This is a genomic window from Citrobacter sp. Cf132, from assembly GCF_030333885.1.
GTDB lineage: Bacteria > Pseudomonadota > Gammaproteobacteria > Enterobacterales > Enterobacteriaceae > Citrobacter > Citrobacter freundii.
This window is the reverse complement of record NZ_JAOWFA010000038.1, coordinates 105,865-120,825: the sequence shown is the minus strand read 5'-3', so window position 1 is coordinate 120,825 and position 14,961 is coordinate 105,865. Positions and strand designations below refer to the sequence as shown.

Annotated in this window: 13 protein-coding genes and 1 tRNA gene; 9 read left to right on the top strand and 5 right to left on the bottom strand. The window is 54.2% G+C overall.

Going from position 1 to position 14,961, the window contains the following annotated elements; translation table 11 throughout:
- Positions 1-71: 71 nt before the first annotated feature.
- Positions 72-1,192, top strand: a protein-coding gene (locus tag OGV85_RS04615) for an IS3-like element ISSen4 family transposase (RefSeq protein WP_085950818.1) whose coding sequence is annotated in 2 segments (ribosomal slippage) — positions 72-330 and positions 330-1,192 — 1,122 coding nt in all. Because the reading frame shifts where the segments join, the coding sequence is not laid out codon by codon here.
- Between the two features lie 144 nt (positions 1,193-1,336).
- On the opposite strand, the gene OGV85_RS04610 is transcribed toward OGV85_RS04615, so the two are convergent.
- Positions 1,337-2,257, bottom strand: coding sequence for a COG2958 family protein (locus tag OGV85_RS04610; RefSeq protein ID WP_061547563.1), 921 nt, complete (start codon positions 2,255-2,257; stop codon positions 1,337-1,339).
- Between the two features lie 211 nt (positions 2,258-2,468).
- Here OGV85_RS04610 and OGV85_RS04605 point away from each other — a divergent pair, with 211 nt between their 5' ends.
- The 5 genes from OGV85_RS04605 (at position 2,469) to OGV85_RS04585 (ending at position 7,713) form a co-directional block, all read left to right on the top strand.
- Positions 2,469-3,341 (top strand): phosphorothioated DNA-binding restriction endonuclease, encoded by an 873-nt coding sequence (locus OGV85_RS04605; protein ID WP_061547564.1) that lies wholly within the window; start codon positions 2,469-2,471, stop codon positions 3,339-3,341.
- Between the two features lie 366 nt (positions 3,342-3,707).
- Positions 3,708-4,001, top strand: coding sequence for a hypothetical protein (locus tag OGV85_RS04600; protein WP_006686434.1), 294 nt, complete (start codon positions 3,708-3,710; stop codon positions 3,999-4,001).
- 85 nt (positions 4,002-4,086) lie between these two features.
- Entirely contained in the window at positions 4,087-4,998 is a 912-nt protein-coding gene (locus OGV85_RS04595) for an ArdC family protein (protein WP_061547566.1), read from the top strand.
- A 179-nt stretch (positions 4,999-5,177) separates the two neighbouring features.
- Positions 5,178-6,797: a MobH family relaxase gene (gene mobH, locus OGV85_RS04590; protein WP_061547567.1), complete on the top strand. Its 1,620-nt coding sequence runs from the start codon at positions 5,178-5,180 to the stop codon at positions 6,795-6,797.
- Positions 6,787-7,713 (top strand): tyrosine-type recombinase/integrase, encoded by a 927-nt coding sequence (locus OGV85_RS04585; protein ID WP_061547568.1) that lies wholly within the window; start codon positions 6,787-6,789, stop codon positions 7,711-7,713. The genes mobH and OGV85_RS04585 overlap by 11 nt, the downstream gene beginning before the upstream one ends.
- A 149-nt stretch (positions 7,714-7,862) precedes the next feature.
- Here the strand turns inward: OGV85_RS04585 and OGV85_RS04580 are convergent.
- A tRNA-Leu gene (locus OGV85_RS04580) sits at positions 7,863-7,947 on the bottom strand.
- Positions 7,948-8,167: 220 nt separating this feature from the next.
- Between OGV85_RS04580 and ahr the strand changes: the two genes are divergently transcribed.
- Positions 8,168-9,187 carry an NADPH-dependent aldehyde reductase Ahr gene (gene ahr, locus OGV85_RS04575; protein ID WP_048236253.1) on the top strand — a complete coding sequence of 340 codons (1,020 nt, stop codon included), beginning with the start codon at positions 8,168-8,170 and terminating at the stop codon, positions 9,185-9,187.
- A 147-nt stretch (positions 9,188-9,334) separates the two neighbouring features.
- Positions 9,335-10,837 (top strand): helicase HerA-like C-terminal domain-containing protein, encoded by a 1,503-nt coding sequence (locus OGV85_RS04570; RefSeq protein WP_061547596.1) that lies wholly within the window; start codon positions 9,335-9,337, stop codon positions 10,835-10,837.
- 101 nt (positions 10,838-10,938) lie between these two features.
- Here OGV85_RS04570 and lptG read toward each other — a convergent pair whose 3' ends face one another.
- The 3 genes from lptG to OGV85_RS04555 all read right to left on the bottom strand — a co-directional run bounded on the left by lptG (position 10,939) and on the right by OGV85_RS04555 (position 13,234).
- Complete coding sequence (lptG, locus tag OGV85_RS04565) at positions 10,939-12,021, bottom strand: LPS export ABC transporter permease LptG (RefSeq protein ID WP_003025875.1); 1,083 nt, start codon at positions 12,019-12,021, stop codon at positions 10,939-10,941.
- Entirely contained in the window at positions 12,021-13,121 is a 1,101-nt protein-coding gene (lptF, locus tag OGV85_RS04560) for an LPS export ABC transporter permease LptF (protein ID WP_003839630.1), read from the bottom strand. Before lptF ends, lptG begins: the two co-directional genes overlap by 1 nt.
- A 62-nt stretch (positions 13,122-13,183) precedes the next feature.
- Complete coding sequence (locus OGV85_RS04555; RefSeq protein ID WP_212723231.1) at positions 13,184-13,234, bottom strand: hypothetical protein; 51 nt, start codon at positions 13,232-13,234, stop codon at positions 13,184-13,186.
- 153 nt (positions 13,235-13,387) lie between these two features.
- On the opposite strand from OGV85_RS04555, the gene pepA reads away from it, so the two are divergent.
- Positions 13,388-14,899, top strand: coding sequence for a leucyl aminopeptidase (gene pepA, locus OGV85_RS04550; RefSeq protein ID WP_003025870.1), 1,512 nt, complete (start codon positions 13,388-13,390; stop codon positions 14,897-14,899).
- Positions 14,900-14,961 lie beyond the last annotated feature (62 nt).

Genomic DNA, 14,961 nt, shown 5'->3' with positions numbered 1-14,961 from the left:
TGACCTGCTCCCCGTTGATTAGTACACCCCGATGTTAGTAATGTCTTCATAAGCCACATGAGGACATCCCCATGAAGAAGCGTTTTTCCGACGAACAGATCATCAGTATTCTCCGCGAAGCCGAAGCTGGGGTACCCGCCCGTGAACTCTGCCGCAAGCATGCCATTTCCGATGCCACGTTTTACACCTGGCGTAAGAAGTATGGCGGTATGGAGGTGCCTGAAGTTAAGCGCCTGAAGTCGCTTGAGGAAGAGAACACCAGACTCAAGAAGCTGCTTGCCGAAGCCATGCTGGATAAAGAGGCGCTTCAGGTGGCTCTTGGGCGAAAGTACTGACGACAGACCAGAAGCGGGAAGCCGTGATGTTGATGTGTGATGCGACCGGTCTGTCGCAACGTCGTGCCTGCAGGCTTACAGGTTTATCCCTGTCGACCTGCCGCTATGAGGCTCACCGTCCGGCTGCTGATGCGCATTTATCAGGGCGCATCACTGAGCTGGCACTGGAGCGCAGGCGTTTTGGCTACCGTCGTATTTGGCAGTTGCTGCGCCGTGAAGGGCTTCATGTTAATCATAAGCGCGTGTACCGGCTTTATCACCTCAGTGGCCTGGGCGTAAAACGCAGAAGACGTCGTAAAGGGCTGGCAACAGAACGTCTGCCGCTGCTCCGTCCGGCGGCGCCCAATCTGACCTGGTCGATGGATTTCGTCATGGACGCACTTTCCACCGGTCGCAGGATCAAGTGTCTTACCTGCGTCGATGATTTCACAAAGGAATGCCTGACGGTCACTGTTGCCTTTGGGATTTCAGGCGTTCAGGTCACGCGTATTCTGGACAGCATTGCACTGTTTCGAGGCTATCCGGCGACGATAAGAACTGACCAGGGGCCGGAGTTCACTTGCCGTGCACTGGATCAATGGGCCTTTGAGCATGGTGTTGAGTTGCGCTTAATCCAGCCGGGCAAGCCAACGCAGAACGGATTTATTGAGAGCTTTAACGGACGATTTCGCGATGAATGTTTGAATGAGCACTGGTTCAGCGATATCGTTCATGCCAGGAAAATTATTAATGACTGGCGGCAGGATTATAACGAATGCCGCCCGCACTCCACGCTGAATTATCAGACACCGTCTGAATTTGCAGCGGGCTGGAGAAAGGGTCATTCTGAGAATGAAGATTCCGACGTTACTAACTGAGTGTTGTATCTAATCGTGGGGGCAGGTCATTTCAAGCTGGGTAAGAGTTAATTTCATGTATTTCTCAGAAAACTGCCTCGTCAACTACGGTTCTATCTTTTTGTAAACCATAGTTTTATCAATTGTTCGCATAATTGTTATGGATCATTTGTTCCACAACGATTTGTGTATTTTTCCTGTCTGATGGTACTCACCCACCAGCTCAATAAAATCTTTAAAATCCCGATTTTCTTCCACCAGACGGTTCACTGACTGCCAGTCCACACTGGTACGTTCACGCGCCGGGATCAACGTCTGGCTATTAGAGAAATCATGTGGATCCAGTAGGATCACACCGATACCGTGCAACGCACAGAGCATCTGAAGTTCACGCTCCACGCTACGTTGCTTGTCTTCGTTAATTTCAGTCGCCACCAGATAGCCGAAATGTGCCCAACTGGAATTGCTGACCGCCTGGAAGAAACATTCACGCACGTTGCTGCGATTGAGCTGCTTTTTAACCTCAAAGGACCACAGCCGCGTTAAACGACCTTCACTATGGCGAACGCAGTTTTGCACAACATCATCCCACTCTTTATCAAGAGGATCCAATGCGACAATATCGGGATAAAGCCAATGGTTGCCACCCAACCCTTTGTTGTTACTGGAGCGCTTTTCGTCAATACGACGGCACAGTAACCCCTCTTCCTGTGAAAGGTAATCAATCAGGATCGGATACAACGAATGCTCGGTAAAGCTAACAGTTTCAACTGTTGGTTCGGGGGCTACATTAGCATCCGCCTGTTCAACCACAGACCCTCCCCAATAAAACAATCGCGGTCTTGGCTTATCACGCGTCATCACCTGCGGACACATAGCTTTCGCTTTAACAGTCCGACTACCACCAACTTCAGCGGTAATTTGGCTTAAAAAAGCCTCATCGCTGGCAAAACGTGGATTTTTACGTTTTTCAGCCAGTTCGGCGCTGTAGTGATCAATGATTTTCTGCGCCAGTTGGCGGGCAGTGAACTGCTTACCCGGATTCGCCTGTAACACGTTGATTATCATCTGGGGACGACTAGTCATATGCCTTCCTGCGTTTGTACGCACGGCTTTGCGTATCGGCTTTTAAGCAATGCGTGGTTTACAACTCCTGTGGATGGGCCCAGTTTACCTTTCAGAGTTACAGACTTAAAGCATCGATTTCTCTGTCACCAACATGACAAACCACAATTGAATTTCACCGCTTTTGCGAGCATGATCGCAATAACATCAGCCTGTTACCCGGTTCATTCCTATGATATCTCTCGAAACGCTGCAATCAGCCATCTCCAACGTTTCTGTGTGGCGTCAAGGAGACGTATGCGCGCCGCATAAGCCGTTGCTGCTGTTGTATGTGTTGTCGCAGTACAAAGCAGGCCACCCACGCCTGTTCAACTACGGCCTTGAGATCCACGAACCGCTTACTCGCCTGCTGAAAGAGTTTGGCCCTAAACGACGCACTGACTATCCCAATATGCCTTTCTGGCGGCTCAGAACTGACGGCTTCTGGGAAATCACTAACGCGGAGGATTGTAAACCGCGTAAAGGCAACACCCAGCCGACAAAAAAAGAACTAATTGATAACCAGGTAGCAGGCGGCTTTGATGAAGCGGCTTACCAGCAGTTGCTGGCGCATCCGGAGATGATCGACCAACTGGCCCAGCAGATTCTGATCGATCGTTTCCCCGAGAGTATTCAGAGGATCCTCGCCAACCAATTGGGTCTGGATTTTATCGATCGTTCGAAGAACCGCGATCCGCGCTTCAGAGATATCGTTCTCCGGGCATATCATTCGCGATGTGCTTTCTGCGGTTACGATCTACGGCTGGATGGTGCGCTGGTTGGTATTGAAGCAGCCCATATCCACTGGAAAACCTACGGTGGGCCGTGTGTGGTAAACAACGGTCTGGCACTCTGTTCGCTGCACCATGATGCTTTTGATATGGGCGCATTCGGGCTGGATGAGAATCTGACTATCCGCATCTCCGGCGGCGTCAGCCGTAGCCCGGTGGTAGATAACCTGTTCTGGCAACGGAACGGCCAACAGTTGCATCTTCCTCATGACATATCGCTGTGGCCCACTGAACAATACGTCGGCTGGCATCGTAAGCAGATCTTCAAAGCCTGAGCCGTAAGCCTCGCAGGTATCATCGATTTCCCAATATGCTTTATCCTCTCCAGAGGATAAATTACATTTACCCCCTATAGCGGATAAATCCTGTACACCAGTCTGTGCTTCAGAATAATAAGCGCCAAACTATCGCCCAGAGAAACCAGACTCTTGATTATTATTGGTACCATATTAATCTGTACGAAGTTTGACCCGCAACCAGAGCCTTCAGGTTGCCACCTTCCCGGTGAGGCTCGCCTTTTCGTCCGCTCCGTATCATCCTCGCGGACAGCGCTTAGCGCCTGATACATCCTCTACCCCACCATGCAGGGAATCTCTCCCTGTCGGGCGGTGTTTCTCTGCTTTCATCACTGGAGAAATACTATGCCAACTTCATCCATCACTGAAGCAACATCCTTATCATTGTCTATCTCATCTGAGGCCTGGGAAAAGGTAGTCAGTTTTCCACCCGATCCCTCTCAGGAAGATGACCGCCTCGAAAACCTGATTGTCGCGACCATACTGACATTCAAAAGTGCAGGCCCGGACCGTAAGAGTATTAATTTCGGTCTGTACTGTTTTCCCGCCGACGGCAGCAGCAATGTACCGCTGATGACGCCGCTGCGCTTAACGCTTGAAGATAACCACCTGTTGGTTACCGCCCTTCACACCAGCTGATTACCTCAGCATCCTTTACTCCCCGTGCCGGGCGACTCCCGACCGGGAGCGCTGTACCCGGCTTCTTTATCATGAGGTTACGCTTATGAACAGAAGCAACGATCTTTACCAGAAAGTCACCGATGAAATTATCGCCGCGCTGGAGAAAGGCGTGATCCCCTGGGTTCGCCCATGGCGGGAAGGGGAACCGGTGGTGCCGATGAATGCCCTGTCCGGGCGGTTTTATCACGGCATCAATATTCCTCTGCTCTGGAACAGCGCAGAGCGGCAGGGATATGAAAGCGATCGCTGGCTGACCTTCACACAAATTCGCAATGCGGGCGGTAACATCCGCAAAGGCGAAAAATCTACACTGGCCGTGTTCTATCTGCCCCAACAACGCGAGGTAGTAGACCGCAATGGGAACACGGTTCTTGATGCTGACGGCAACCCTAAATTGACGTCCTACGCCGTAGTACGCGAGTTCCAGCTGTTCAATATTCAGCAATGTGAAGGACTGCCGGAGGCGTTTTCACAGCCTGTCGTGATGGTCGATGATCCTATCGCTGCCGCTGAGCAGGTTGCCCGGCAAAGCGCGGTGGTGATCTCTCACCGACGCCAGAACCGGGCGTATTACTCGCCGGGGCGCGACTGCATCATCATGCCGCATCCTGAGCAGTTCACTTCGCGTGAAGATTATTACGGCACGCTGCTGCATGAACTAACGCACGCTACCGGACACGCTTCACGGCTGAATCGGGACGGCATCACTGCCGGAAAGCATACCTTCGGCGATCCGACGTATAGTTTTGAAGAACTCGTAGCTGAAATGGGAGCAGCGTTCCTGTGTGCTCATGTTGGTATCCAGTCAAAGCTACAGCATGACAGTTACATCGCATCGTGGCTGAAGGTGTTGCAGCAGGACAAAAAAGCAATTTTCCGCGCCAGTGGATTAGCGCGTAATGCCTGTGAATATCTGCTTGAACGGGCGCAGCAGCCGTTAGCGCTGAGCGCATGACCTTCATATCAACGGCGGAGCATCCCTGCTCTGCCGTTTTTCTCCACTCCAATAAATTTGCGCGACCCAATAAACAATTTCACCCCAAATCTGACGGCACCAAAAGGCAAAATCCAAAAGGTTAAGGGGAAGAGAGTGAAGGGGTAAGGGGCTTACCCGAAAAAGGGGAAAGGGCCATTATGCGGATATGGCTGACGCGCAAAAAGCAAAACACCACACCATCCACTGGCGAACCCGACGTCACGGAGGGATGGCTGCATCCTGAATCTGCGCAAACGCTACTGGCTGAAACTACCCGCCAACAGCTGATCCAGTTTATTCGCCAGAGCACCGCCCTTCCCGCCTCACTGTTTGAACGCTTCTGGCTGATACCAATCCACCGCTTCGCAGAACTGGCGCAGTTGTTCCCAGCCTCGGAAAACCACCACCACTCCCACGCAGGTGGCCTGCTCGATCACAGCCTCGAAGCCGCCTGCTATGCCGCACGACTGCGGCAGAGTTATCTTTTCCCGCCTGATGCAGCGCCGGAAGATCAGGCTGCTCAGTCCGAACGCTGGACAACGGTCATTATCTACGCCGCACTGCTGCATGATCTGGGCAAACTCATCACCGATATTGAGGTGGAAGATGCCAGCGGGCAACGCTGGTTTCCATGGCATGGCCCGCTAACCCAGCCTTATCGGTTTCGCTATCTGCCACAACGTGATTATCTGCGCCATCCGGCTGCGGCAGCCCTTCTACTTACTCAACTTCTCCCACCGGAAAGCCTAGACTGGCTCGCTGCTGATTCAGTTGCCTTATCCACCCTGCTTCACTGCCTGAACGGGCAATATCAGTATGCCGGGCTGGCAGGTGAACTGGTGCAGAAAGCCGACCGGGCGTCGGTAGCGTTTAATCTCGGCGGCGATCCGGTCAAGGCTATCCATCGTCCGCAAACCTCGCTGCCGCAGCAAATCATCGCCGCCCTGCGCGACCTGCTGGCAAATGAGTTTCGACTCAACAACCCGAACGGTGGCTCTGACGGCTGGCTAACGGAAGAGGCGCTGTGGCTGGTCAGTAAGAACGCTGCCGATGCCGTGCGCGGCTGGCTGCTGCACCAGGGGATTGACGCCGTACCGCAACATAACGTGCGGCTGTTCGATGAGATGCAGGCACACCAGTTGCTCATTCCCTGTGAGGATAAAGCCATCTGGCATTGCCGGATTGAAGCCAGCGGCGGTTGGAACAGTGAACTTACGTTACTGCGCTTTTCTCCTTCGCTGATTTGGGAAGATCCACAACAGCGGCCCACAACCTTTAGTGGAACCGTCACGCCGATTGCGGGTGTCCTGAATAAGACAGAAGCAGTGATTGCAACGGACGCGGTAGTAGAACAACTATCCCCTCAACCCGAACAGAACGATACCGCACTTTCAGGCGAAGCCTTCTGGCAGTGGCTGGTTCGTAACGTTCAGGCTCAACATCTGGAAGTCAACGAACCTAACGCCCGGATCCATACCGTCGCCGGATCGGTGTTTCTGGTGACGCCCGGTATTTTCAAACTCTGGCTTAGCACCTGTGGTCAGAATGTCCCTGAAGAATACTGGCGGGAGGTACAGAAGAAGTTCCAGAACCTGAATCTTCACCGAAAACAAAAAAACGGCCTCAACATCTGGCACTGCGCCGTTGTCGGTCCACGCCGTTGTTCACGTCTGAAGGGATATCTGCTTGACGATCCCACGCCGCTTTTTGGAGATGACGTTCCCTTTAATAACCCTCATCTCTTGCTCAGTGAAGGAGAAGACACTAATGACCTTTGAACAGCTCCTGGAAGAGTATTTTTTTGCCCGTCTGCTGCGCCCTGATACCCAGAGCTGCTATTGCACGGCGGTAAATCAGTTTACCCACTGGCGCAACATACTGCCCGCCGAAGTCACACCTCATATGGTACTGGAGTGGCGTCATTACCTGTTAAATGTGCGATGTATCAAACCAGTAAGCTGGAATCACTATATGCGCCATATGCGGGCCTTGTATAACTTCGCAATTGAGCAGGGGCTACTGGAGCAGTTTATCAACCCATTCCAGAAAACATCGCTGCGGGAATCTCGTAAGAAAAAGAAAACCCTGACCCGCGAGCAAATCGTCGCATCCCGCAAAGTACTGAACCAATTTATCGAACGGGAGAAAATGCAGCGCGGCTATCGTTCGCCTTTATATCCGGCATGGTTTTGGCTGACCGTGGTCGAAACCTTCAACTACACAGCTATCCGGCTGAATCAGCTTATTCACCTGCGAGTCAGGGATATCGATCTGGTCCATGACACGCTGTTTATTCAAAGCGAAGGCAGCAAAAGCCATGATGAACATATCGTTCCCATCGCCTCCCGGTTACGGCCCTATCTGGAGCATCTGCTTGAAGAAGCGAAAACAAAGGGAATACGGGCTGACGATCAGTTGTTCAACATCAATCGTTTCAGTCGGCGGACGCTGCGCCAGGGTAAACCGATGACAGAAAATCAGGTGAGCTATTTCTTTGCCAAACTCAGCGATGCCTGCCACAGCCGTTTTTCATCACATCGCTACCGTCATACCGTTGCCACAGAATTGATGCAGAAACCGGAGCAAAATTTGTATGTCACGCAGAAACTACTCGGCCACCGCGATATTAAGGTGACGCTCAGCTATATTGAACACAATGTCGAGATGCTCAGAAGTTGCGTGGAGAGAGATTGACAAAACAGGGAGTGAGTGAAAAGATCCGGCCCGAGGCTTTATAAACAAAAAAAGCCGGAGATGCGGCTATTTTGTAGTTGCCGTCAACGTCCAGCTTCATTGTACAACGTACTGATTGTTGTAGGTTTTCCGATTATCACAATCGTTTTTGGTGCCGAAGGCCGGACTCGAACCGGCACGTATTTCTACGGTTGATTTTGAATCAACTGCGTCTACCGATTTCGCCACTCCGGCACGGAAGGGATGCGGAAAACGTTGTGGATTATACCTGTCGTGCGCCACCATGCAAGCGCCAGCGTGTGTCTGGCTCGCTAAGTGTTGAAAATTTCAGCATTACCTTTCTTACCTGTAACCATCATCACAGTTTACCCTCTTCTTAATCCCCCCTTCTGCGAAGCGTCCCGTTTCCCCATGCTCTACACTTCCAGTTCAACACCACACTGAGGGAAACACGATGTCGATGATAAAAAGCTACGCCGCAAAAGCGGCGGGCAGCGAACTCGAACTCTATGAATATGATGCAGGCGAGCTCAAGCCGGAAGATGTCGAAGTCCAGGTCGATTACTGCGGTATCTGCCATTCTGATTTGTCAATGATCGACAACGAATGGGGATTCTCTCAGTATCCGCTGGTTGCCGGGCATGAGGTGATTGGTCGTGTGGCAGCGCTCGGCAGCGCGGCGCAGGATAAAGGCCTGAAGGTTGGTCAGCGCGTCGGCGTTGGCTGGACGGCGCGCAGCTGCGGGCACTGCGACGCCTGTATCAGCGGTAATCAAATCAACTGCCTGGAAGGTTCCGTTCCCACTATTCTTAATCGCGGCGGCTTTGCCGAGAAGCTGCGGGCCGACTGGCAGTGGGTGATCCCGCTGCCGGAGAGTATCGATCTGGCGGCAGCTGGCCCATTATTGTGCGGCGGCATTACGGTGTTCAAACCGCTGCTGATGCACCATATCACTGCCACCAGCCGCGTCGGGGTGATCGGCATCGGTGGCCTGGGACATATCGCCATTAAGCTGTTACACGCGATGGGCTGCGAAGTGACCGCATTCAGTTCCAATCCGGCGAAAGAGCAGGAAGTGCTGGCGATGGGGGCGGATAAAGTGGTCAACAGCCGCGATCCGGATGCGCTAAAAGCGCTGGCGGGCCAGTTCGATCTCATCATTAACACGGTTAACGTCGATCTCGACTGGCAGCCCTATTTTGAAGCGCTGGCCTACGGCGGTAACTTCCATACCGTCGGTGCAGTGCTGAAGCCGCTGCCGGTTCCGGCGTTCACCTTAATTGCCGGGGATCGCAGCATCTCCGGTTCGGCGACCGGGACGCCATTCGAGCTGCGCAAGCTGATGAAGTTTGCCGGGCGCAGCAAGGTGTCGCCTACCACCGAGCTGTACCCGATGTCGCAAATTAACGAAGCAATCCAGCACGTGCGTGACGGCAAGGCCCGCTACCGCGTGGTGCTGAAAGCCGACTTCTGATCGTCTTTGCCGGGTGGCGTAAGCTTCCCGGCTATTCTCCCCGCTATTCCAGACAGGTTAAATTCTCCTCACAATCTCCGCAATTTAGCGGTGAAGAGTGCGTCACGGTTGCCTATACTCCAGGCAGGATAAATGGAGGAAATCTCAATGAGCGCACCCCTGCTAATTGCCCGCACGCCGGACACCGAACTGTTTTTACTACCAGGCATGGCCAACCGTCACGGGCTGATTACCGGCGCGACCGGGACCGGTAAAACCGTCACACTACAAAAGCTGGCCGAATCGTTGTCCGAGATTGGCGTACCGGTATTTATGGCCGATGTGAAAGGTGACTTAACCGGCGTGGCCGAGGAAGGACAAGCCTCTGAAAAGCTGCTCGCCCGCCTGAAAAACATCGGCATTACCGACTGGCAACCGCATGGTAATCCGGTCACGGTGTGGGATATCTTCGGCGAAAAGGGTCACCCGGTGCGAGCCACGGTATCTGACCTCGGACCGCTGCTGCTGGCCCGTCTGTTGAATCTCAACGACGTTCAGTCCGGCGTGCTGGATATTATCTTCCGCATTGCCGATGACCAGGGCCTGCTGCTGCTCGATTTCAAAGACCTGCGGGCCATCACTCAGTACATCGGCGATAACGCTAAATCCTTCCAAAATCAGTACGGCAATATCAGCAGCGCTTCGGTCGGGGCTATTCAGCGCGGACTGCTGTCGCTGGAGCAGCAGGGAGCAGCGCACTTCTTTGGCGAACCGATGCTGGACATCAAAGACTGGATGCGTACCGACGCCAGCGGCAAAGGGATGATTAATATCCTCAGCGCCGAGAAGCTCTACCAGATGCCCAAACTGTACGCCGCCAGCCTGCTGTGGATGCTCTCTGAACTGTACGAACAGTTGCCGGAGGCGGGCGATCTGGAGAAACCAAAACTGGTGTTCTTCTTTGATGAAGCGCACCTGCTGTTCAACGATGCCCCGCAGGTGTTGCTGGATAAAATCGAACAGGTGATCCGTCTGATCCGCTCGAAAGGGGTCGGCGTGTGGTTCGTCTCGCAAAACCCGTCGGATATTCCGGACAACGTGCTTGGTCAGTTGGGCAACCGCGTGCAGCACGCCCTGCGCGCGTTCACGCCGAAAGATCAGAAAGCGGTGAAAACCGCGGCGCAAACCATGCGCGCCAACCCGGCATTTGATACCGAAAAAGCCATTCAGGAGCTGGGAACCGGCGAGGCGCTGGTGTCGTTTCTGGACGCCAAAGGCAGCCCGTCGGTGGTTGAACGGGCGATGGTGATTGCGCCGTGCTCACGGATGGGACCGGTGACGGACGACGAGCGCAACGGGCTGATTAATCACTCTTCGCTGTACGGCAAATATGAAGAAGATATCGACCGAGAGTCCGCCTATGAACGTTTACAGCAGGGCGTGCAGGCCAGTACCAAGCAGCAAAATACGCCTCCCGCCAACGGTAAAGCGGTCGAGGTGGACGGCGGTATTCTCGGTGGATTGAAGGATATTTTATTTGGCAGCACAGGGCCGCGCGGCGGCAAGCGCGATGGCGTGGTACAGAGCGTGGCGAAAAGCGCGGCGCGACAGGTTACTAATCAGATAATCCGCGGCATGTTGGGGAGTTTGATGGGCGGGAGAAAACGCTAGCCCGTATTACGTTGCCGGATGGCGGCTTAACGCCTTATCCGGCCTACGGGCCCGGAGTAGGCCTGAAAAGCGCAACGCCATCAGGCCTACGATTACTATGATTACGATTTACGCAGCATCAGCCACAGGCTTATCAGGAAGAAGCTGGCGCTTGGCAGCAGCGCACCGATAATCGGCGGAATGCCGTACACCAGCGTCAGCGGGCCAAAGATTTGGTCCAGCACATAGAACACAAAACCGAAGCTAATCCCCGTCACCACACGCACACCCATCGGGACGCTACGCAGCGGACCAAAGATAAACGACAACGCCATCAGCATCATGACCGCCACTGATAGCGGCTGGAAGACTTTGCTCCACATATTGAGCTGGTAGCGTCCGGCATCCTGGCCGCTCGACTTCAGGTACTTCACGTAATTATGCAGACCGCTAATCGACAGCGCGTCAGGATCCAACGCCACGACGCCGAGCTTGTCGGGCGTCAGGTTGGTTTTCCAGGTGCCGCTCACCGTTTGCGAACCGGTGATTTGTTTCGGATCGGTCAGGTTGGATTCATCCACCTGCGACAAACGCCAGACCTTCTGCTCCGGGTCAAACGTCGCGCTCGCAGCATAGCGTACAGACTGCAGACGGCGCTTGTCGTTAAACGAGTAGATGCTAATCCCGCCCAACTCGGCCTCGCCTTTCACCCGCTCGATGTAGACAAAGCTGTCACCGTCTTTCGCCCACAAACCCTGCTGGGTAGAGAGCAGCGAGCCGCCGTACATCTGCTGCGCACGGTAGTTACGCGCCATCTGTTCACCCTGCGGTGCGACCCATTCGCCAATGGCCATCGTCAGCAGCACCAGCGGAATCGCGGTTTTCATCACCGATAACGCCACCTGCATACGGGTAAAGCCAGAAGCCTGCATCACCACCAGTTCACTGCGCTGGGCCAGCATGCCCAGCCCCAGCAATGCTCCCAGCAGCGCCGCCATCGGGAAGAAGATCTGGATATCTTTCGGCGCACTGAGCAGGGTATACAGCCCGGCGCCCATCGCATCGTAGCTCCCCTGCCCGGCTTTTTTCAGCTGGTCAACGAACTTGATGATCCCGGAGAGCGATACCAGCATGAACAGCGTCATCATGATGGTGGTGAAAATGGTTTTACCGATATAGCGGTCAAGTACACCAAAAGGCTGCATTATACCGCTCCTTTACGCATAAAACGGGCACGCAAGCGGCGCATCGGCACCGTATCCCAGAGGTTAAGCACAATCGCCAGCGCCAGATAAGCCAGGTTAACCACCCACATCCAGAACACCGGATCCAGCTTACCTTTGCCACCGTTCGACTTCAGCGATGTCTGAACCAGGAAGAACAGCAAATAGAGCAGCATTGCCGGCAGCATCGACAGCACGCGACCCTGACGCGGGTTTACCACGCTCAGCGGTACAACCATCAGCGCCATCATAAATACGGTGAATACTAACGTGATACGCCATGTCAGCTCCGCGCGGGCACGATCGGTGTCGGTCGCCAGCAGCGTACGCATGGTCATCTGTTCGGTATCGTTTGGATCCAGCGCCACGGCCTGATGGCCGATAATCGCCTGATAATCCTGGAAGTCGGTAATGCGGAAATCGCGCAGCAGCGCGGTACCTTCAAAGCGCGTCCCCTGGTTTAGCGTCACAACCTGAGAGCCATCGCGCAATTGGGTAAGATGTCCGGAATCGGCTACGACGACCGAAGGACGAGCGTTGCCTTTCGGACGGATTTGCGCGAGGAACACGTCTTTGAAGTTGCTGCCGTCAACGCTTTCGATAAACAGCACCGAACTGCCGTTGGTCGCCTGCTGGAATTGCCCCTGAGCAAGCGCCGCCATACCGGGGTTCGCTTTCGCCTCCGCCAGGACTTCGTCCTGATGTCTGGAGGACCACGGTCCGGCCCACATCACGTTGACCGCCGCAATAATACTGGTAAACAACGCCAGCACCATCGCCGCTTTAACAAGCACAGCCTTGCTCAGCCCGCAGGCATGCATGACCGTAATTTCACTTTCGGTATACAGTTTGCCCAGCGTCATCAGCAGCCCGAGGAACAGGCTTAAGGGCAAGATAAGTTGCGCCATTTCTGGCACGCCCAGCCCCAGCAGCGAGAGCACCAGATTTGCCGGGATATCACCGTCAACAGCCGCACCAAGGATCCTGACCAACTTTTGACAAAAGAAGATCAAAAGCAGGATGAATAGGATCGCAAGTTGGCTTTTGAGCGTTTCCCGAACCAGATATCTTATGATTATCACTTTAAATACGCCCGTAAAAACCCGTCTTTTGCCGGAATTTAGCTTGTTTCATGGCTTAAACGTCATTTATTCTCTTGAGTCGTCGAAATCGTCGCTAAGATCATTATACTCAACGGATCCACCTCTCAGAAATTGTTCTGACGTGCCAATGCCGTAATAACGTTAAGATTAACACGAAGTCACCGCAACAGCGGGTATGAGTTACGAAAGCTTGCAATTCTATCCGTAGCCACCGCTGTTGTCTTTAAGATTCAGGAGCGTAGTGCATGGAGTTCAGTGTAAAAAGCGGTAGCCCGGAGAAACAGCGGAGTGCGTGCATCGTCGTGGGTGTCTTTGAACCACGCCGCCTCTCTCCGATTGCAGAGCAGCTCGACAAGATCAGCGACGGGTACATCAGCGCACTGCTGCGTCGTGGCGAACTGGAAGGCAAACCGGGTCAAACCCTGTTGCTGCACCATGTTCCTAACGTTCTGTCTGAGCGAATTCTCCTCATTGGTTGTGGCAAAGAGCGCGAACTTGACGAGCGCCAGTACAAGCAGGTCATTCAGAAAACCATCAATACGCTGAATGATACTGGCTCAATGGAAGCCGTCTGCTTTCTGACTGAGCTGCACGTCAAAGGGCGCAATAACTACTGGAAAGTGCGCCAGGCCGTTGAGACGGCACAGGAAACGCTGTACAGCTTTGACCAGTTGAAGACCAACAAAAGCGAGCCGCGTCGCCCGCTGCGTAAAATGGTCTTCAACGTGCCGACCCGCCGCGAGCTGACCAGCGGTGAGCGTGCGATCCAACACGGTCTGGCAATCGCCGCTGGCATTAAAGCGGCGAAAGATCTCGGCAACATGCCGCCGAACATCTGTAACGCAGCTTATCTGGCCTCTCAGGCGCGTCAGTTGGCAGACAGCTACAGCAAAAATGTTGTGACCCGCGTGATCGGCGAGCAGCAGATGAAAGAGCTGGGTATGCACTCTTATCTCGCCGTCGGTCACGGTTCGCAGAACGAGTCGCTGATGTCAGTCATCGAGTACAAAGGCAACCCGTCCGAAGACGCGCGTCCAATTGTACTGGTCGGTAAAGGGTTAACCTTCGACTCCGGCGGTATCTCCATCAAACCAGCCGAAGGCATGGATGAGATGAAGTACGACATGTGCGGCGCGGCGGCTGTGTACGGCGTAATGCGCATGGTGGCCGAGCTTCAGTTGCCCATCAACGTCGTCGGCGTACTGGCGGGCTGCGAAAATATGCCGGGTGGCCGCGCGTATCGCCCAGGCGACGTGCTGACCACCATGTCTGGTCAGACCGTTGAAGTGCTCAATACCGACGCCGAAGGCCGTCTGGTGCTGTGCGACGTGTTAACCTACGTCGAGCGCTTTGAGCCGGAGGCGGTGATTGACGTTGCGACCCTGACCGGCGCGTGCGTGATTGCGCTGGGCCATCACATCACCGGCCTGATGTCGAACCACAACCCGCTGGCGCATGAGCTGATCGGTGCGTCCGAGCAGGCTGGCGACCGCGCGTGGCGTTTGCCGCTGGGTGATGAATACCAGGAGCAGTTAGAGTCTAACTTTGCGGATATGGCGAACATCGGCGGACGCCCTGGCGGCGCCATTACCGCGGGCTGCTTCCTGTCACGCTTTACCCGTAAGTACAACTGGGCGCACCTGGATATCGCCGGTACCGCATGGCGCTCCGGTAAAGCCAAAGGTGCAACCGGTCGTCCGGTCGCCTTACTGTCGCAGTTCCTGCTCAATCGCGCGGGTTTTAACGGCGAAGAGTGATGTAAAACGCCGGGTGGCGGCTTCGCCTTACCCGGCCTACAACGTCACTCAACCGTAGGCCG

Bases quoted from the DNA above. Each gene is read 5' to 3' on its own strand.
- OGV85_RS04570 (WP_061547596.1), top strand. From the start codon at position 9,335: ATGAGCGCACCCCTGCTAATTGCCCGCACGCCGGACACCGAACTGTTT.
- OGV85_RS04610 (WP_061547563.1), bottom strand. From the start codon at position 2,257: ATGACTAGTCGTCCCCAGATGATAATCAACGTGTTACAGGCGAATCCG.
- pepA (WP_003025870.1), top strand. From the start codon at position 13,388: ATGGAGTTCAGTGTAAAAAGCGGTAGCCCGGAGAAACAGCGGAGTGCG.
- mobH (WP_061547567.1), top strand. From the start codon at position 5,178: ATGCGGATATGGCTGACGCGCAAAAAGCAAAACACCACACCATCCACT.
- OGV85_RS04595 (WP_061547566.1), top strand. From the start codon at position 4,087: ATGAACAGAAGCAACGATCTTTACCAGAAAGTCACCGATGAAATTATC.
- OGV85_RS04605 (WP_061547564.1), top strand. From the start codon at position 2,469: ATGATATCTCTCGAAACGCTGCAATCAGCCATCTCCAACGTTTCTGTG.
- OGV85_RS04585 (WP_061547568.1), top strand. From the start codon at position 6,787: ATGACCTTTGAACAGCTCCTGGAAGAGTATTTTTTTGCCCGTCTGCTG.
- ahr (WP_048236253.1), top strand. From the start codon at position 8,168: ATGTCGATGATAAAAAGCTACGCCGCAAAAGCGGCGGGCAGCGAACTC.
- lptG (WP_003025875.1), bottom strand. From the start codon at position 12,021: ATGCAGCCTTTTGGTGTACTTGACCGCTATATCGGTAAAACCATTTTC.
- OGV85_RS04600 (WP_006686434.1), top strand. From the start codon at position 3,708: ATGCCAACTTCATCCATCACTGAAGCAACATCCTTATCATTGTCTATC.